Here is a 21571-nt window from a genome sequence, read left to right as displayed (position 1 = left end):
CATAAAAAATAAAATAATGCGTTTTTATGCAACAAATAAAAATCAACAAACCCAAAACCGCATTTTATACAATGGATTTTGGGTTGTTAATCATATTTTCATCACTACTTTATTTTTTCTCCACAAAATTTGAAAACTTACTTTCCTGATTATCAGAATTAAAAGTAGCAATACAATAAAAACCACCTTCAGCAATCGCTTGATTATTTTCTTTTGTAATCGTTACAATTTTTCCTTCTGTTTTTAAATTTTCGAAATAATAAACAACAGATTTAACATCACCAGACACCATCCACTTCAGTACTCCATCTTCAATTCTTACATTTTGCGGTTCTGCAGGCAAAGGTGCAACCGCTCTGCCGACAAACGGTCTTAAAGCAGGATTTTTATATATTTCAGCCAATTTATCTGTTATTCCTATACTATTATTCATAATATACTTTGCACTATACATAGCATTACCAACGACTTTTTTTCTAGTTTTCGTCAAGTCAAATTGCTTTTGCAGCTCGGCGGTAGATTGGAAAGCTATTGGATTTGTTGCATCGCCAAACTTATAAAATCCGTGTCCAATTACTAAAGCAGCTTTGTAATTAAACTGATGCCAAAAACCTAAGTTAGTTTTAAAGTCATTAGAAGCATTACCTATTTCTTGATATAGTTGCGGTATAACAATATCTACCCAACCCTCTTGACACCATTTGGTGACATTTGCATAAAGCGTATTCATATTGTAGGCATTACTTGGCGCAGGCGACACCGAAAAAGCTACTCCTGGTTTGGTCAGAACAATTACATCATAAACCGATTTAATTGCTTGATCAACATTTCCTCTCCTAAAATCACCGATGGTCTTATATCCAGCCCCATATAAATCAAAATCATTTTCATCAGAAATCATTGTTCCAGCACTAGAAGGATCTGGATAAAAATAATCATCAAAATGAATTCCATCAACATCATACTTCGAAATAAGTTCCTTTACGAGGTCAGATAATCGCTGTCTCACTTCAGGCAAAGCTGGATTATAGATTTGAATTTTCTCATGACTAACTACCCACTCAGGATTAATAGACTGATGAAGCGGAGCATAAGATTGAGAAACTCCAGTCCTAGTACCTATACGATAAGGGTTCATCCATGCATGAAACTCCATATTTCTAGCATGAGCTTCATCAATCAAAAATTTCAACACGTCATAGCCGGGATCTTTACCTCTAGTTCCAGTAATAGCTGCGCTCCATGGCTCATAAGTAGAGGCATAAAAAGAATCTCCCATTCCTTTTACTTGAAAGTAAATCGTATTGATATTTAATGCTTTGAACTTATCCAAATAAGCAATATATTGCGATTTTTGAGCAGACTCTGAATAAATACTCTGAGGCCAATCTAAACCCCAGGCAGTCGTCATCCAAACAGCTCTCATTTCTTTTCTTGGAAAAATAGGTCCTTGTTCAATAGGTGGTTCGATTGGTTCAATAGTATTGTCCGAATCCTTGGAACAACTAAATAGTAATGCTGTAAAGCACAACAACATCAATGCATATATAGAATTTTTTTTCATAATCAATTATTGGTTACATACAACTTTAAAATCATAAATTAATGAATACGAATCGAAGCTATTAATTTGTCGATTCGCATTCAACTTTACACTAATCTTCAAGTTCTTTCTTAGGCACGTCGATGAGTACAAACCCAGCATCACTTGCGGCAGAATAGATTAATAAAGACTTATCCTGACCATTCCCGTCTTTAAGTACAGACCATCCCGTTTGTGTCGCAGGCGACGTATTAACAGGACCCAATAAAGAATATTCATAAACTGGCTTTCTGTCAGATTGCTCAAAAGCAGTTAAAGCATCAATAATATTATTACCCTTAGTTATATTATACAAAGAAAGTACAGTGGGTTCAGACCCCGTGCGCGCTGCTGTGGTCGTTAATAAATATCGCTCACCATTGAATTCAACAACTCTACTATCAGAACTTCTAATTGGAATTGATGTACGAGATAATGTATAAGAAATAGAACCACCACTATTAACAGCCATGATGGGCGCATCGTGTCCAGTAAACAAATAATCATCTGTCTCCCCAATCTGGTTAAAAGAACTCCATGATCCCACATTCACTGTTGAAGCAATGACAAATGGATCTCCAATATTCGTATAATTAGAAACTTTTAATCTCAACACTTTAGTTCCAGCATTATCTCCTAAAAAAATAAACCCGTTACCATTCTTATCTAAATTGACAGACATATTATCACCATGTCGAACCCCTGCGCCTACAATTTTACTGACATCAATATTTGCTACAATTTGGGGTGCAGCAGTAGGATCAGTCCAATGATAAATTTTTATAGGGCTTGCAGCACTAGCACCTGACAGATTTGCGATATACGTATGACCATTTACAATATCTCCCACATTAACCACGAAAGTTCCTAAAGTCACTCCTGTCAAATTTAAAGGGATCCTGTTAATGACATTCTTCTTCAGATCAGTGACCTTTAATAAATGAGAACCTGCAGCATGTCTAGTGACAATAAGCACATGTTCACCATCAAAACCCGTCCCACGAGTGAGAGCCCCGGTGAATGTTTCATAAATTGGATTACCCAGTTCATTATTTGTATAATCATAAATAATCGGTTTCGTAAAATCAGCACCATAAACAGGAATTTTCAATCTTACCTTAGCCAAATACTCTCGATATCTAGGGCTATTTGTCACCTTGAGAACCACTGTGCTCTCACTTTCCCCATCCTTAAATAGCAATGCATAAGTATTTTTTTCTAAGATCGCTCCATCCGATGTGGTTGCTTCAAATTGAATGGCAGACAGATCTGTTTCTGGATCAATACGAGGAAATGATACTGTTTTATTATTTTCATTTACTACTCCCTCTACAATTTCATTACCCTGTTTTCCAGCATTTACAATTTTTATAGATTTTAAAACAGTTATTTTATCAGATTCAACATTTACAGGAAAATCATCCTTACATGAAGACAAGACCGTTAGAGTAGCGAAACAGACACATGCTGCCCATAAACCCATTTTTGAAATATTATGTATAATTTTCATCTCTTTCTTATTAATAAACTACAAGTATTTGGCATCTTAATTTTGAGGCCAGCCTTCCGTTTGTTTTAACACATACCCCTTTGCAGCATATTCATCAATTTGAACTCTACCAACAGGAGCTAAATAAGGATTAATATTGGATAGGTTTAGAAAAGGCTGTCTACCATTATTCAAGGTATAACGATAAAACCCAGTCATCTTGGCACTACTTGATGCATCAGCAGGATTAAAAACAACAACTTGTCCGTCCAATTTAACTACAGAAATACCAGCTTTAATTTCCGCTGGCACTTCTTGAGGGAAATTTACCCAACCACCAGAGAGTAGATCTTTATTCAAATCCGTGTCCATGTATTCTAATTTTGACCATCTCTTTAAATCTGACAAGCGAGATTCTTCAAATGTCAATTCCATCCTACGTTCCCTTCGAATCTCCCAGAGCAAACTTGAAACTTGAACATCTCGAGCAGGATCAACAGGTAAATTAGTCAATTGCAATCGAGCAGTTTTCTTTACACCTCTAGATGCTGCCTCTGCTGCTAGTGGTCGATCTCTCAATTTATTTATTGTCCTATCAATATCTGATTGATCAACTGCGACTCCGCCCAAAGAAGCTAACTCAGCTTTTGTTTCGATCCAATTCAACAAAACCTCTGCATATCGTAAAACAGGAGCATCCGTCACATTATTAGAACCCGAATAATCAATACCTGGAGCACCTCCCGCAGCTACAGTAGCTTGTACCGATCGTGGCAAAAACTTAGTTATATATAAGAAAGAAGCTTTGTTTTTTATGGTATTTTTATAATGAAAAGAAGCTTCAAACCTAGAATCACGCTTAGCAATTAAACTATCTAACGAAAAATTATGAGCATTTTTCTCCACCGAATTCTGCCATGGCTGACCATCTTTACTACATACAAATGATTTAATTAAAGATGTTGTTGGTCCATAAGTGACTGACTCTGATAAATTATGTATCGAAACTATAGAATGCCTTACATTGACAGCTGCATCATAATGTCTATATAGAATCACATCTTTATTGCCCTTCAAATCATTAGATGTAAAAATTGACCTATAATCAGAAACGATATCATATTTTCCACTCGAAATAACAAAGTTTGCAGCTTCCAGAGCTAGTTCATAGAACTTCTTGGCACGATCCTGATTCTTATAGTAATACTTTTGCCAAGATCCTTCGGTCATGGCCAATCTAGAAACAAACCCAGCAACGACATAACGATTGACAAATTGATCTCCATCATTCAACCGGACGTTTGCCAAAGCAAATTTCAAATCCTCATAAACAGCATCCATCACCTCATTTCTAGGTGTACGAGGTTTATAAAGATTGTCAAAATCTACATCACTTGCGATGTCATCATAATAGGGAACATCTCCGTATGTCCCCACCAACTCCGAGTAACGCATAGCCCTGAAAAATTTCCCAATACCCTTCCAGTGATTAAAAGCTTCCGAACTTAAAATTTTAGACATCCTATTTTCAATTCGATTTAACATAACATTTACTGATCGAATAGTCGTATAGCTCCAAATTTGACTGTTTGGTATCGATCTTGTAAAATTGGTTTGATTACCTAGTAACAAAATATCATCACTGAAAGTATATCCAGCTAATAATGCTCCACCATTATCAAACCCTACACCATATCCAGTAAAGAAATCTGTATAGTATTTATTGGCATATAGACGGACATTATCCTCCGATCTCCAGGCAGTTTCATCATTTTCACTTGTTAACTGAGGTCGGTCTAAGAATTTTTCACATCCCGAAAATGAAAGCGAAAGGAGGATTAAAATAAAATTATATTTGATTTTCATGTTATTTTTCATTTTTATTACAAACCTATTTGAATACCCATTGATGCAGATTTAAAAGAAGGGTTACCAGCCCCAGTACGCCCTAGATTATAATTTCCACCAGACTGTAACATAGAATTTCCAGAGATAGTTTCAGGATCGATTGGAAGGCCTCTTAAATTATCGAAAGTGAAAAAATTCTCAAGTGAGACATAAATACGAGCATTTTTTAAGTGAATTTTCCTTAATGCCGTCTGTGAAACAGCGTATCCTAACGTTATATTTTTAATTTTGAAATAGGACATATCCAACATATACCGAGTCTGCGGTCTCATCACGTAGCCAGAATTAGATCCATTAAGATTCCATGCTCTTGGATAGAATGCATCTGTACGATCCTCTTTCCAAAAATCCTCAGCAATTGCTTGAGGCATGGCTCCGTCTTTAACATGATAGCCCGGAATAGCCAATTGACCGTCACCCCAGATACTTCTTTTTCCGATTCCCTGAAAAAACAAAGACAAATCAAATCCTCTATATTCCGCACCCACCCTAAACCCAAAATCATATCTAGGCGTAGAATTTCCAATAACAACCATATCACCAGTATCACCGTTCACCCCTTTTCCTGCATCAATATATCCGTCACCATTAACGTCAACAAATTTCACATCACCTGGGCTCATCAGTAGGATTTGATTACCATCTTCAAAATATGTTTGATAAACAGGATTATTGCCTGCCAGCATATTAGTAACTTTTGATGAACCGTCTCTAACAATTGTAGTTTGCATAAACTTCCCTTGCTCATCATACATAAAATCTTCCTTTTGATACAAGCGATCAGTCACGAAACCATAAATATCCCCGTATCTTCTTCCTGTTGAATAACTGGTGGACAATCTCCTATCTTCCCAATTATCTTTCCAGTCGACCCCTTTTGTCACTACAGAAATTGCATCAGCAATATTGGCATTAAAATTTAATCGTAAACCATTTTTAAATTTGTGACTGTAATCTGCGGAAAGTTCCCAACCTCTTGTTCTTAAATTTCCATAATTTCCTTGTGGAGCCCCAGTACCAAATGTTGCAGGCAAAGCATCACCGCCTACGATCATATTTTTTGTGCTACGCTCATACAATTCCATGACAAGCCCCAACTTATTATTAAAAAATCGCAAATCGGCACCAAGATTAATATGTTCAATATCCTGCCACATAATTGCATCAGAAATAGCTAAGGGTGTCCCAAGCTGAAAAAATTGATTTCCAGAACTCGTTAGCCAGCTATTTTTCGCTATGGCCATAGTGGGAACATACATGGCATTACTTATAGACTGATCACCAATACTTCCCCAAGAACCACGGAATTTAGCAAAGCTTAGTACGGGGTTCAATGGCTCCATAAAGCGTTCATTTGAAATTACCCAGCCAGCAGAAAATGAAGGGAACCATCTCCAGCGTAGATGTTTGGGAAATTTGGAAGCACCATCATATCTCAAATTAGCTTCAAGCAAATATTTATTATCATATGCATAATTTAAGCGTCCAAAAAATCCTGCTTGTGATTCCCAATATTTATCACCACCAGAAGTCTCAGTACCTACAGCAAAATTGAATTGCGGATTTTGCTCATTCATTAAATTGGTTCTTTTTGCATAATTACTCTCCCATAAATTGGATACAATATTTGTCCCAACCATAAACTTAAAATCATGCTTATATTGAATGTTCAAATTATAGGTTGAAAAGGCATTGAACGTATGTTTTTTTGAAAAGTAATTTGATCTGGATATATAGGTTTGATCTTTTCCTATATATTGTTCTACAGGAAACTGATAAGAGGGAATGCCTCCAGTATCTGTCGCTACACCATCCTCATCGACATAAATCGGCCAGCCGTCAGCATCAACACTTGCAATTGGAGCATACCAATGCCATGCCCCGGTAGATGTAGGCATCGAAGATTTATCCGTATTATTTTGAGTACTGTATGCATAGTCCAATTGGATGTCCCAATTTTTTGTCACATTTAAAGTCGATCCCAAATTCAGATTCAGATATCGATTGGTTCTAATAGCATCATGTGCATTCTTTGTGTCAAAATAAGGATCCCTCACATCCACACCATTTTGTTGTGCTGCTATTGGAAATAACCGGCTCCATCTATATAAATAGAGCCAAGGATCAGATGTAAATCCAGTAGTCGAATTAGGAAATCGCTTAGTTCCATCTGAATACATTGCCCCACCTCTAACCGTCAAAAAATCGCTTACTTTTGTCGAGAGATTTAATGTTGCATTAAAACGAGTATAGTCATCATGTTGAGCAGGTTTCATCATTCCTTGCTGACCAAGGTACCCTGAACTTAAATTATAGGTTGTTTTATTACTTTTCCCATTCAATCCCAAATTATGAATTTGAGAAAAAGCATTATCCTTAATCATCACTGCCGCAGGATCATACAACCTTAAGCCATATTTTTCTCCACCTTCATAGTACCAATCACGGCCATACAGAACCGGGTCATAATTACCGACAGTACTGCCATATTTTTGCTGCCATTCTTTAACTTTTTCAAAACTTTCTCTACTTACACGCCAAAATCCACCAGCAGGTCCACTTGCTTTCATGTTTTCATGCGCTTCCAATGTATATTCTAAACCGTCAATTCCTGCAATTTCAATAGGCTTAAACGGAGATTGCAAAGATAAGTTTGTAGAATAAGTGACCACATTCGAGTCTGTGTTAGCACCTTTTTTTGTCGTGATCAATATCACACCAAAGGCTGCCTTTGCTCCATAAATTGAACTTGAAGCTGCATCTTTTAGTACAGTGACCGATTCAATATCATTCGGATTAATAAGATTGACACTAGGAATTTCGACATTATCTACTAAAATAAGAGGATTACTTGATCCATTTATCGAAGCAATTTGACCACGAATTTTCATTATTGGATCGGAGCCAACTTCTCCAGATGGAACAACAATAGAAAGACCTGGAATTGTCCCTTGCAAACCTCTTGCTACATCAGGAATAGGTCTACTTCCCAAAACTTTTTCAACATTTACAGTTGAAACTGCGCCTGTTAAATTTGATTTCTTTTGAGAACCATAGCCAACTACAACAACTTCATCCAAAGCACTTTCATTAATTTCCAATGCCGTAGACAGCGTATTTGATGTGACATTAATATCCCTAGACTTGTATCCAACAATAGATATGCGAAGAGTAGCTCCTATGGGAGCTACAATTTTAAAATTGCCTTCTAAATCAGTCATTGTAGAATTCTTTGTACCAACAACAGTTACAGTAGCTCCAGCAATAGGACCAGAAGGTCCCAAAACTTTACCTTGTACCGTATTTTGAAAGATTCTACTTGAAAATTCAGAGGTAGTAGCTGCAAGATTAGTAATTTTAGATACGCCACTCGCATGAGCATCGGGATAACTAATTAAACCTGCAGCAACTGAGAATAATAGAGATTTTCTCATAATCGGAATAATAATTTAAAAAATTGGTTTTACTTTTTTTGGTTAGATTATGCATGTTTCAACACTTGGAAATGTCTGAAAAACGCATAAATATATACTAATATAAGCTTATAATATTAAATATAAAATTTTATTGCGTTTTTATACGTTTTTTAGCGTGAAATAAAATATTACTAACGCATAAAAAAGCAAGATAAAATTTGTTTTGAATAATGGGGCAGATAAGCCTAGCATTCCATTATGAAAGTGGAATTCAATTTGTGATAAAAACTCTATCATCGTGTATTAAATAAAATCCATTATATACATATTTGACAGGAGTTATATCATAATAATCCTGTAGAATATTGTAATCATATATTTAAGAAGAGGGAGAGTGAGTATACCGATAGAATTATTAAAAACAGGTATTTAGATCGGCATGAAAAGTATGCAGAAATTATGAAATTTGTGTTATATAAAAAGAGCCACTTCAAAATGAAGTGGCTCTTTATTAACTCAGTAGTCGATAATTACCAACCTACTGTTTGTGTTAATGTATATCCTCTATCCACATATTGCTGAACCTGATTAAGTCCAACTGGAGACATATATGAACGCTCTGTAAATGCTACACGATTTGCAAAATTTGCAACAACATAGTAACCAACTAAATCACTAGCATTTGTACCATTAAATGTAACAACGGTACCATCTGCCTTCATAACTTTTAACTTATTCTTATAAGAATCTGCCAAATTAGTACCTGCAGCATTTTTAGGTAAATCTTTCAGAGCATTGATCCATGGACCTGCAGTATAATCAGGCTTGTTAAAATTCATATAATCCAATTTCTTCCAGCGTCTGATATCATTCAGACGAGATCCTTCGTATACAAATTCCATACGACGTTCACGACGTATTTCCCACATCAATGGAGACACATCACCATCACGAGTAGGATCGTTTGGAATAGCAGATAATAGTAATGGCGCTGTTTTCTTAATACCTTTTCTAGTTGCATCAGCATCTAAAGGTCTATTCCTGATTGCATTAATAGATTTATCCAAGTCATTTTGACCTACAGCAGCACCGCCATAATTTTCCGCTAATACTTGTTTAGCCTCAATCCAATTCAATACTACCTCAGCTAAACGCGCTACAGGAGCATCATTTGTATTGGTATTACTTGTCCATTTCGCAGGATAGGTTTTACCAATATAAGTCAAGGCATCTCTTCCTGAAAATTTATGAACATAGGCTAAAGTTACAGCAGCGGTATTGACCGTATCCATAAAAGTTGCCTCAAATCTTGGATCTCTAGAAGATGCTAATGCTTTTAATGAAAAGTCACCGGCTTTAGCAGTTGTGGAGTTTTGCCAAACTTGACCATCATTACAAATAAAAGATTTTAATAGATTCAGGTTTGAAGCTTTATCTTGTCCTTCATTGCCATTACTATAAGAACCAATTGCATGTGTCACCTTTACGGCATCATTATAAGCTCTAAAGAAAATCACCTCAGGATTACTACTCAAATCCTCCGATGCAAATAAACTTTTGAAATCACTACCAAAAGAATATTTACCAGAATTCATCACATATTGAGAAGCTTCAACTGCTAACTCTAAAAACTTTTTTGCTCTCGTTTTATCCACATTGTGGTAATGTTCCCAAGTACCTTCAAATAACATCCAATTTGAGATTAAAGCAGCAGCTGTATAACGACCCACATACCCTTTACCATCATCTATGCGCATATTCTCCAATACATACTTGCAGTCATCATACACTTTATCCATCACCTCCGTTCTTGGCGTACGAGCTTTGTACATGGTATCAAAATCCTTTGGATCGACTTCCGCATCAAAATAAGGAACATCTCCAAATACTCCAACTAAACGAGAATATTCAAAAGCTCTGAAAAATTTAGCAACTGCTGTCCAATGGTTATACTCTTCTGGAGATAAATTAGGTTTTGCTTTATTTTCTATGCGATTCAACATCACATTTGCTTTACGAACCCAATAGAAGTTCCAAGAAGGCCCTGCATATTGAGTTAACATTTCAGTAGTAGCAGAAGAAGAACCTCGCGTTGTAGGTACTGTGGATTCAAAACTTGCTTGCGTCCCTTCAGATGTAAAATCATCCGCCCAGTTATACCCTCTAAGCGGAGCAAAAGCAACGCCAAATCCTGAATTATACCCTACAAAAAAGTTTGTATAAAAATCATTTGCGTACAATCTGATATCGCTTTGATTTCTCCAAAATTCAGCATCAATCACTTTCGTTGTCTCTGAGCGATCTAATAAGTCCTTATTACAAGAAACTAAACCTGCCGTAGACAGTAAAACTGCTATAATATGTTTATTTAATTTCATTTTTCAAATATTAAAAGTTTAACTGAACACCAAATGATGCACTTTTGAATGTTGGAGTACCAACACCTGTACGACCGCCATTATAGTTGGTGGCATTAAAAATCGATTCTCCTTCAACCTCCTCTGGATCTACCGGCAGGCCATTTAATTTATCCCAAGTAAAGAAATTTTCTAATGATACATACACTCTTAAATTATTAATTTTTGCACGATCCAATATATGTTTTGGAATCGTATACCCCATTGTCAGATTTTTAATTCTCAAATAAGACATATCCAATAGATAACGAGATTGAATCTGCATATTGTTTACATTGGTACCACCAGCATTATTGAATGCGGCTGGGTAAAATGCATCCTGATTTTCTGGAGTCCAATAATCATTAACAAAACTTGCTGGCATAGCGCCATCAGAGACATTAAAACCAGGGATAGCCAAAAATCCAGTACCCCATACCTTACGTTGACCAACTCCTTGAAAGAATGCTGAAACATCAAAGCCCTTAAAATCAGCACCTATTCTAAATCCATATTGGTATCTAGGCGTAGAGTTTCCAATAATTTTCATATCTCCAGGATTATCGATTGTACCATCGCCATTATCGATTTCTCCATCGCCATTTAAATCCTTAAATTTAACATCGCCTGGTCCATAGTAAAAGTTAGATGAATTTTGATATCGAGGTTGGTATACTGGTTTCTCTCCATTTGGCCCGTCTTTCAAAAGATAAGCCTTCTTACCTCCACTCAGATAGTATTTTGACATATCTGCATTCAGATCCACTAACTGCGCTTTTCCATTTCCATCTAAAACAAAATCATCATATTGATATAATCGATCTGTTTCAAAGCCCCAGATATCTCCATATACACGTCCATTATAATTTACACCAGTCGTTCTTGACTCCGTATAACCATTGAAGACCGACTTAGCATCATCAATATTAGCTCTCAAATTTATTCCAAGACCATTTTCAAATCTATGATTAAAATCTACTGCAACTTCAAGACCTCGAGTAGTCAAAGTACCATAATTACCTATAGGAGCTGGCGCACCTAAAGTCCAAGTAGTACCTTCTAAAGGAGCAAACATATTGTTTGTTTTCTTCTGATACCAATCAACGGTAAGCCCCAACTTACTTTTGAAAAATCTGGCATCCATACCGATATCCAAAGTTTCCAAATCTTCCCAGCTTACATTCGGAACATTCAATTTTGGAGATCCAACAGAATTTGTTAATGTTCCATCGATTACCCAGCTTGTTTGACCTGCAGACATGTTGGAAATATACAAATCAGAAGGCACAGTTTGATTACCGATGATACCCCATGAACCTCTAAATTTTAATTGGTTCAACGTTGGCTTCGCCCATTCCATAAAACTCTCTTCTGATGCTACCCAGCCCGCTGAGAATGATGGGAACCATCTCCATTTCAAATCTGTAGGAAATTTAGATGATCCATCATATCGAAGATTTGCCTCTAACAAATATTTATTTTTATAAGCATAGTTAACCCGACCAAAGTATCCTAACTGAGATTCCCAATACTCACCTCCACTACCCGTTATTGTTCCAACAGCAAGATCAAATTGAGGATTTGTAATATCAATTAAATCAGCTCTTTGCGTCCAATGATACTGACCAGCAGAAGCCACTCGATTCATACCTAGCATAAATTTAAATACATGATCATCATTTAAATTTAAATCATAGGTCGTATATGCATTAAAAGTATGTTTTTGTTCATTTTCAGATCGCATGTAAATATGATCCTGTGCAGAACCATTTGCGGTATACATGTCATTGGACAAATCATAAGCCCGTATTGCTCCCGCATCAGTTGAAGAAACTACCTGACCATCACTATTAACAAAAACAGGTTTGCCATTCGCATCTAGTCTTTGCTTTGCAGCAACCCAAGAGTTTGCAGCGGTATATCTCGTACCATTTTTTCTCCAAGAAAAATCTTCATTCGTAAAATTGTAATCAATATCTACTCTCCAGTTTTTCTTAATATTAACTGTCGCACCCGCATTTAAATTAATGTAGTTACGTAACATCGATGCATCATTTGCCGCATTGTTTTCACTCCAAGGACTTCTGATTGGATTTCCATTTTCGTCATTTCCCATTGGATACAATGAACTCCATCTATACATGTATAACCATGGATCTGCTGTAGTTGAGTTTGTCGCATATGGATATGTCTTATTTCGCTGAGCAAACATGGCTCCACCACGAACAGTAATGAACTTATTAAGTTCTGTACTTAGTCGTAAAGCAGCATTATATCTTGTAAACTTATCTGCATCACCAGGTTTCAACATACCACTTTGGTTCAAGGATCCAAATGAAGCCGTATATTTTGTTTTGTTAATGCTACCATTTAACGATAGATTATGGGTCTGAGTAGGCGCCCATTCCTTAATCATATAATCATAGGGATCATAAGTACGAATACCAAATTTTTTAGTTGGCGCTGTAGGATTCACATACCAATCTCTCCCATAGACCGTAGGGTCATCTGATCCTATCGTAGAACCATATTTTTTATCCCAATCAACAGCTTTTTCGTAACTCTCTCTATTTATTTTATAAAAAGCTCCAGTTTCCGTTTCTCCAACCCTATCCATAGCGTCTACCGTATATTTCAATGCATTAAGACGACCCATTTCATATCTTTTAAAAGGATTCTGAAAGGAGAAGTTATTAGAGTAATTAACATTGATTTTTTCAGTTGAACTTCCCGTCTTACTTGTGATCAAAATAACGCCAAAAGCTGCTTTAGCACCATATATCGAAGAGGCCGCAGCATCCTTTAAAACTGTAATAGATTCAACATCCTCAGGATTGACATATTGAATACTTGGTATTTCAACATTGTCTAATAAAATAAGAGGATTAGATGTTCCTTGGATAGAAGAAATTGCGCCCCGAATTCTAATTTTTGGATCAGAACCTACTTCTCCACTTGGTATTGTAACACTCAATCCGGGTGTTGTACCTTGGATAGCACGACCAACATCTGCAATAGGTCTACTCTGTAAATTTTCTTTTACATTGATAGTCGATACAGCACCTGTTACATTGCCTTTTTTCTGTGTACCGTAACCAACAACTACCACTTCTTCCAAAGATTCATTACTTGATTCTAAAGTAACGTTCACAGTGTTAGAACTTACCGTTGCCTCTTTTGTAGCATAACCAATGGACGTAAATCTCAACTTACTCCCGATAGGAGCCGTAATCTTGAAACGTCCTTGAGTATCTGTTTTTGTAGAGGCTGTCCCTCCGACAACAACTACACTTACTTCCGCCATTGGCCCATCTGGCCCTGTCACCACCCCCTGAACTGCATTTTGAAGCACAGCTTTGGATGAAGCTAAAAGTGACTGTGTTACATTAGGGCTATTCAGCACTCCTTCTTTGCTCACATTACTGAAAGACTTAGAAGGCACACTCAGACCCACAGCAACAGAAAATAGTATAAATTTTCTCATTGTATCGTAGCGTTTTATAATAAATGAATTTTTATATTGAAATTTAGTTAGTTTGTTTTATTCAAAATCTGGGTATAATAAATACTTCTTGCGCATCACTTTATATGCAGCTAAATCAGCTGCCCACGAAGCTCTTATCTCCTGTTCCGATTTTCCAGCAAGAATCTGCAGCCTCAATTGATCAGTCCCAGCAAGTTTATCAAAAAATGCAGGTCGAGCGAAAAAAGTAGATTTATCTGGAGTTTTCTTGTAAAAATCCAATACGTATTTTAAGGTAAATTTATGTTCAGAAGGAACTACACTTCGAAGGTCAATCCCATAATTAATAGCACCTTTACCTTCTACATGCTTAGTCATACCGTGACGTTCACCAGGAGTAAAAGTAAATGAGCCATACACTGGATTGGTATAACCAATAATTTGAAAAGGCCAATCCGTTCCACGTCCTACAGAAATATCTGTCCCCTCGAAAAGGCACAATGACAAATAAAGTCTGACTGAAAGAGGATTAGGCAAACTAGGCGAAGGAATAACAGGAAGATCATACATCATCTTATGGTCATATCCTTTAACAGGTACAATTGTCACATCGCATTGTTTGCCATTTTCTAACCATTTTTCACCATTGATCATCTTAGCCAATTCACCAATGGTCAAACCATGGATCATCGCTATTTTATGCCAAGAAACATCTGATTTAAACTTATCATCATGTCTTACCGGACCATCCACCTGATCACCATTCGGATTTGGACGATCCAATACAATAAGTTTTTTATTGTGTTTTGCACATAATTCCATCACCCGATGCAAGGAAGTGATATAGGTATAAAAACGCGCGCCAACATCTTGAAGATCAAAAATCATGACATCAATTGCATTTACAATAGAGTCTTGTTTTTGATTACCTCCATATAAAGTATATAATGGCAATCCTGTTTTTGAATCAACATCATTACCAAATTTCTCTCCACGCTCCACATCCCCTCTAAAACCATGCTCAGGCGCAAAGGCAAATTTTAAATCCACTTTTTCGCGCAATAACACATCTACTAGATGCTCCTTAGATGCCCCTACGATAGAAGTTTGGTTTCCCATAACACCTACTTTCTTACCTTTTAACATACGCAAGTAAGATGAAAGCTGATCTGCACCGGTTAAAATTTGCGCATTTTTATTTGGAGAAGTAAATGAAGTCTGATTTACGACTACTGATTTACTAGCACATGAAGTGAAAGTAAGAAAACTCATTAATAAAAGGAATCCAAATAGTCTTTTCATATTTTATTAAAAATTAATGGTAGCATGTCTATCATACTGGCAAATAGATGATAATTCGTGAATAAATGTAAGTAGATGTTTTCGTTTTTTTAACTAAATCACTCACAAAAACGCAAAACAAAGTAAGTAGTCACTTTTATTTTCTATACACACCATTAATTGTTATTTAACATTATTTAACAAAAAACATTCAATAAACATGACAAATACCTGAATATCAAAAACATATTAACAATAATTAAGAAATACAAAAGCATAATTAGTGTAACTAATACACATATTTGTAACATTATTATTACAAATATGAACTGCGGCATAAAACAGCAATTAATGATTTTTCAAAAAATTACATCAAACATTTTAGAAGAGATAGTAATATGATTAAAAAAACATCCACATTTCAAGAAATCAGATGAAAAAATACAAAAACAAAAAAGGAGTTCATAAGAACTCCCTTTTTGTTTTTTATAAATCTGTTATAAGGATAATAGATTCAAATCAATCAACCTTCTCCTTAATTTGATCATAAAATCATCTCCAGGATCTGACTTTGAAGTGATATAATTTGAATTCGTTTCTTTCCAATATTTTGTATTACGAAAGGTCTTATATTCGTGATGACCAATTACAAAATTTATTGGATACTTGCTTTTTAACTGCCTAATGAGCGCCTCATTCGCCAACAGCTGCTTTTCGGTAAGTGGATACTTATCACCACCAATATTTTCAATACCGATCGCACAATAATTCAAACCAATGGTATGTCTAGCGAATACAGTATCAGGCAAAAATTGATAAATCGTACCATCTCTATCGATCACATATTGCGACGAAACATTTAACGGGCTTGCTTTAGTCAATTCTGGCCTCCCAGGCAATAATACGGGATTAAACGTATTAAAAGTTGCTTGTACACTATTATTTGCTGTCCAATGCACGACGACCATTGTTGGTTTGATCACAGCCTTTTGCTGCACAATACCATGCCTACTTTTAAGATAATCCAAAGAGAGCTGCTCCCGCTCTGCATTCCAAAGAATAGGTTTTTGGATAATAACAGGTGTTTGTGCACAAAGGCATGACAGCCACAACAATTGGCTTAATAAAACTATTTTTCTCATAAATAACCAAATATAACTAAGATCTACCTTTATATTACAAGATTTTGCTTTTATAGATAATAAGGGGGAGCCCCCCTTATTATCTATTCTTTAACATTGAACCATAACGGAGTAAGCAATCGATATTTTTCTGTGTTATTTCCAACAGCATCGGGATTCCTAGTCTGTTCATTAGTTTCATAAACCATTGCTTGAATCCATTGATTTTGATTATTTATATCAAAAATTGTCGTGTTTAAATTTGTAGGTCTTTTTAAACTTGGCCCATAAATATTCGCACTATAATCCATCCGCCTCATATCTACCCAAGTTTCAGGGTTCAAACAAAGTGAAATATACTTTTGCCTCATAATATGACTTAACCCCCCATCGACTGTACTAAAATGTTGAGAAAGACCATCTGCCACCTGAGCATTCCAGTAATTAGAAATATCAGATGCAGAAACACCCAATTTTCGCATATTAGATTTGACACCTTCTTCGTAAGAAACCAATGCACCATTAGAGTCCCCTTTTCTCAACTTTGCTTCCGCTTCAATTAACTTTACCTCCGAATAGGTAATGAAACCAAAAGGAGATGTTGTACTTGTATAATATCCACTTTTACTAAATCTTCCATAATCTTCCGGTTTTACTTTAGTTTTATCACCTTGAGTACCGTTAGCAAGAACTCCTTGGCCATTGCTTATATAATCACCAGCCCCAGGCCCTCTATATTTTCCGTCAGATGCGGCTCCCTTCATTATTTTGCTTATTCTGGGATCTTCATACAATTTATTAGAGACAGGAAACGCTGTTAACATATTAACAAAGAATTGTGTCCAAGCAAAATATCGTGGATTCGCTTCACTTTCAAATCCCCCCCAGCTCGACCATGGGTTCTCATCAATCAATTGACCTCCATTTAAATATGGAAATTCAGCATCCATACCATCCCCATTAAAACCTTTGGCACAAGCGGCAATAATTTCATCAGCATTGTAAATAGAAGACTTTTTACTTAGATGATTATAATATCTTGCTTTTAATGACCAAGCAAACTTAATCCATTTTGAAACATCTCCTTGATACAACAGATCACCTTTTTTCGCATCTAACCCTCTCTTATTATTGGGGTTTTCAAGAGCAGCAATAGCCTCATCAAGGAGTTTTTGAATCCGCTCATAAACCTCTTTTTGTGTATTAAATTTAGGCTTTAATACGACTTGATCCTTACCGTTATAATAATCATCCACCACGATATCGCCATACTGGCTCGTCAGCAGCCCAAAATTTAATGCTAGCAATATTTTCCCCACACCGACAAAATGAGGATTTCCTTCTTCTTCACCTAAATTAATTATATCCACACAATTAGGCATTGTATTCACATAGGCATTTTGCCACAAGAAGTAAGAAGCCGTAAATCTCCAATTTGTCGCAGCATACCCTCCAGAACTTGCAGCTTGAAGCCCTCCGTATTGCATAACCCCTGCCAACTCCCTCGTCCCTCGCCATTGAGCCGCTCCACTTGATGTTGTTATTGCACCTGCCAAACGACTGGCAGCCTCTACTCTAGCAGGATTATTTGGATCTTCATTGACATCCAAATACTTACTACATGATGAGAATCCCATCCCAACTGTAATTATGCAAAAAATGCTATATTTTTTTAATCTATTTTTCATAAGCTTTAAAAGGAAAATTTCAAACCTAAATCAATACCTCTTGTCGCAGGAACACCAAGGTTATCAAAACCAAATGAACCGGAGCCACCGACTCCCGCACCACTACCTGAGACTTCAGGATCGACACCCGAATAATCTGTGAATAATAATAAATTTCTTCCTGTCAATGTAAATTGCAAATTCTGTAATCTCAATTTCTTAACCAATGAAGATGGAGCTTTATAATTTAAACTGACGTAACGCAAACGCACCCAACTACCATCTTCAACAAAATTTTTGGAATTTTTTGCATATAAGGTCTGATAATAATCCTGGTTCATTGGAATCTCCAAATTATTAATTTGCCCAGTAGACTCTATTATTCCTGGAATCACAATATTTCCTCGATTTTGAGTCAATGGACTCAAACCAGAATTCACTAAAGTATAAGCAGTTGCATTAAAAACATCACCTCCTTGACGGAAATCCCACATAAACGACAAACCAAAATCTTTATACTTAAATGTATTTGTAATTCCCGCTATCCAATCGGGATTACGATCTCCAACCAATTGCATAGAAGATGCAATTTGAGGACGACCATTATTATCTAATAAATACTGCCCCTGATCATTAGTTTTCCAGACATTACCATTTATGCCAAAGACTGTACCATTCAAAAAAGCTGCAGCCTGCGCGGCATTATCCGTCACCCAGGCGTCAGACAACTCTACTCGGTCCAAACTACCGGGCAAACTCAAGACTTTAGCCCTATTTGCGCTAAAATTTAAATCAAAAGACCATTGAAAATTTTCTTTTTTTATTGCCTGAATATTGATTATACCCTCCCATCCTTTGTTTTCTATTGCTCCACCATTGAGATAAGCGAGAAATGAACCTGAAGACGGCGGCGTCCTTGTACCTAAAATCTGATCATCAGATTTAGTTTTATACCAAGTTACATCAATTCCCACACGATTATTTATAAATCTCAAATCTGCTCCTACTTCATAAGAGTTTGTGAACTCTGGTTTCAAATTAGGATTACCAAAATAATCTGTAATATTCGTAATGAATCCCCTAGGATTTATTGTAAAATCATTTATATAAGTCCCCAAAGTCGTTTGTAAAACGTGAGCAGGAGCATCTTTTCCAACCTGGGCCCAGGCTCCACGAACCTTTGCATAAGATAAAACACCCGTAGATTCACTTCCGTTAATTTCTTTAACAAGATCAGTAAGCACAACAGATGTACTAATAGAAGGATAGAAAAATGAATTATTCGACTTTGGCAAAGTAGATGACCAATCGTTTCTACCTCTAAAGTTCAAATAAACAATATTCTTCCAATCCATATTTAGATCTCCAAAGACCCCCATTATTCTTCTTCGATTGATAGATTTAGAAACCGTACGATCGCTCTGGATACTATTATTAATTCCGACAAAATCTGGATCAATAAAATTAATAGCTGTTGAAGTGGTTGTTTGTCTATAGGTGGATTCCAAATTATGTCCTACTGTCAAATTAAAGTTGAAATCACCATAACTACGCTTCGCATTTGCCAAAAACGTTGAAGTCGTAATTTGATTAGTAGCTGTCGATTCAGCTAAATAACCTGTTACACTTGTTTGGGAAGTAGGAGCAGTTACGCTCTGGAAATTCTCAGTATAATAATCTGTACCTATACGATAAGTTAAATTCAACCAGCTTAGTGGATCATACGAAACATCGCCAACTGCCATAAAACGGTTCACTTTATTTGTTATTGGTTTCTTATTTATTGTCCAATAAGCGTTATCTACAGCACCGTCCGAATTCTGACTTAATAATTTTTGGGTTCCATCATCATTGACATAATCTTTCATATCAACATTCAGTGGCCAGTATATTGCCCCCATAACACCATTAGCACTCCCTTGAGAAAAATATGTTCTTCCAGAATTTATATAGTTCATATTCGCCCCAATTTTCAAGTTATCAAGCATCTTGTGATCAGCGTTTAACCGAAATGATTTTCTGTCGAAATCCATATTTTTGACAATTCCATTCTGATCCAACAAAGAAGCAGAAGCATAAAAAGATGATCTTTCTGTACTTCCTCCTGCTGTCAAATCGTGCACTTGAGAAACTGACGTTTGAAAGAATTCACCTAAGTTATCATAAATCTTATCTGACTGATCAAATTGTGGCCCCCAAGACAAATAGCTTTGCGGGTCATATTTGCCTTGGAGTCCCTGTTTATAAATTGACTGTAATTTGGGCAACTTATTTACATTATCAATAGAAAAAGTTGTTCCGTAAGTGATTACACCTTTTCCTGAAGATCCTTTTTTTGTTGTGATTACGACAGCTCCGCTAGCAGCTCTTATACCATAAAGAGCCGCTGCCGCGGGCCCCTTTAATATCGAAATACTTGCAATATCTTCAGGATTAATATCTACCCCACGATTAGAAGCTGGTGCGGTACCAGCCCCCAACCCGCCCTGAGAGACAGGAGTAGTATTATCAATAGGTATCCCATCTACAACAAATAAAGGTTGATTATTTCCACTTAACGAGCTCCCCCCACGAATCATAATATTAGCAGATGCACCAGGTGATCCACCTGAATTTGTAACCTGTACCCCCGCCACCTTTCCCTGAATGGCATTAACGACATTTGCCTGGTTAGATTCAGATATTTCTTTCGAGCTCACATTTTGAACTGCGAAACCTAGGCTTCTAGCCTGCTGCTTTATCCCCATAGCTGTGACAACTACCTCGCCCAAGGCTTCTTCACTTCCAGAAAGCGCAATATTGATGGTAGAACTAGAACCAATGGTTTGCTGTGTTGACTTAGAACCAATAGCACTAAAGATGAGGACGTCTCCAGGTTCAGCTTTTATTGTAAAACTTCCATCTGGATTAGTTTGTGTACTGACTGCTTTACCTTTAATACTGACAGTCACATTCGACAGGGATGTTCCATCAGATGCATTGGTCACTTTGCCCGAAATAGTTTTCGTTTGCGCCCACAAGCTGGTAGATAACATCACTCCCGAACAGAATAAGAGTAATTTTTTATTCATAATAATAATTTAGTTAGTTGCAATTGTTAAAATCGGGTGGTTTTCCCCGACTGGTTTACGATCATTACACTACAATAGTATAAAAAGGTTCCAAGCTTTGCAAGATTATGCGTAATTATTTTAATAATATGCCTTAAAACACAACCCTAAATCATCTCTTTGTAACACAATCGATTA

10 protein-coding genes are annotated in these 21571 nt (G+C 36.4%); all 10 read right to left on the bottom strand.

Translation table 11 applies throughout. The features are described 5' to 3' along the window. Positions 1–109: 109 nt before the first annotated feature. Positions 110–1564, bottom strand: coding sequence for a glycoside hydrolase family 10 protein (locus MUB18_RS07355; protein WP_248755500.1), 1455 nt, complete (start codon positions 1562–1564; stop codon positions 110–112). 91 nt (positions 1565–1655) lie between these two features. Beyond that, the gene (locus MUB18_RS07350) at positions 1656–3092 is read right to left on the bottom strand and encodes a DUF4623 domain-containing protein (RefSeq protein ID WP_248755499.1); all 1437 of its coding nucleotides are present in this window, start codon (positions 3090–3092) and stop codon (positions 1656–1658) included. 36 nt (positions 3093–3128) lie between these two features. Then, complete coding sequence (locus tag MUB18_RS07345) at positions 3129–4937, bottom strand: RagB/SusD family nutrient uptake outer membrane protein (RefSeq protein ID WP_248755498.1); 1809 nt, start codon at positions 4935–4937, stop codon at positions 3129–3131. Between the two features lie 17 nt (positions 4938–4954). Beyond that, complete coding sequence (locus MUB18_RS07340) at positions 4955–8413, bottom strand: SusC/RagA family TonB-linked outer membrane protein (RefSeq protein WP_248755497.1); 3459 nt, start codon at positions 8411–8413, stop codon at positions 4955–4957. Between the two features lie 512 nt (positions 8414–8925). Then, entirely contained in the window at positions 8926–10773 is a 1848-nt protein-coding gene (locus MUB18_RS07335) for a RagB/SusD family nutrient uptake outer membrane protein (protein ID WP_248755496.1), read from the bottom strand. Between the two features lie 10 nt (positions 10774–10783). Beyond that, the gene (locus MUB18_RS07330) at positions 10784–14275 is read right to left on the bottom strand and encodes a SusC/RagA family TonB-linked outer membrane protein (protein ID WP_248755495.1); all 3492 of its coding nucleotides are present in this window, start codon (positions 14273–14275) and stop codon (positions 10784–10786) included. A 57-nt stretch (positions 14276–14332) separates the two neighbouring features. After that, a complete protein-coding gene (locus tag MUB18_RS07325) occupies positions 14333–15556 on the bottom strand; it encodes an exo-beta-N-acetylmuramidase NamZ domain-containing protein (RefSeq protein WP_248755494.1) in 1224 nt (407 codons plus the stop codon). A gap of 476 nt (positions 15557–16032) precedes the next feature. Beyond that, positions 16033–16677, bottom strand: a complete 645-nt coding sequence (locus MUB18_RS07320) for an N-acetylmuramoyl-L-alanine amidase (RefSeq protein ID WP_248755493.1) — start codon at positions 16675–16677, stop codon at positions 16033–16035. An 83-nt stretch (positions 16678–16760) separates the two neighbouring features. After that, positions 16761–18293, bottom strand: a complete 1533-nt coding sequence (locus MUB18_RS07315; protein ID WP_248755492.1) for a SusD/RagB family nutrient-binding outer membrane lipoprotein — start codon at positions 18291–18293, stop codon at positions 16761–16763. A 56-nt stretch (positions 18294–18349) separates the two neighbouring features. Further along, positions 18350–21394: a SusC/RagA family TonB-linked outer membrane protein gene (locus tag MUB18_RS07310; protein WP_248755491.1), complete on the bottom strand. Its 3045-nt coding sequence runs from the start codon at positions 21392–21394 to the stop codon at positions 18350–18352. Between the last annotated feature and the right edge of the window lie 177 nt (positions 21395–21571).

Origin of the sequence: Sphingobacterium sp. PCS056, from assembly GCF_023273895.1 — a bacterium.
Classification (GTDB): Bacteria; Bacteroidota; Bacteroidia; order Sphingobacteriales; family Sphingobacteriaceae; genus Sphingobacterium.
The sequence above is the reverse complement of the archived record's forward strand: the minus strand, read 5'-3'. Positions and strand labels throughout refer to the sequence as shown.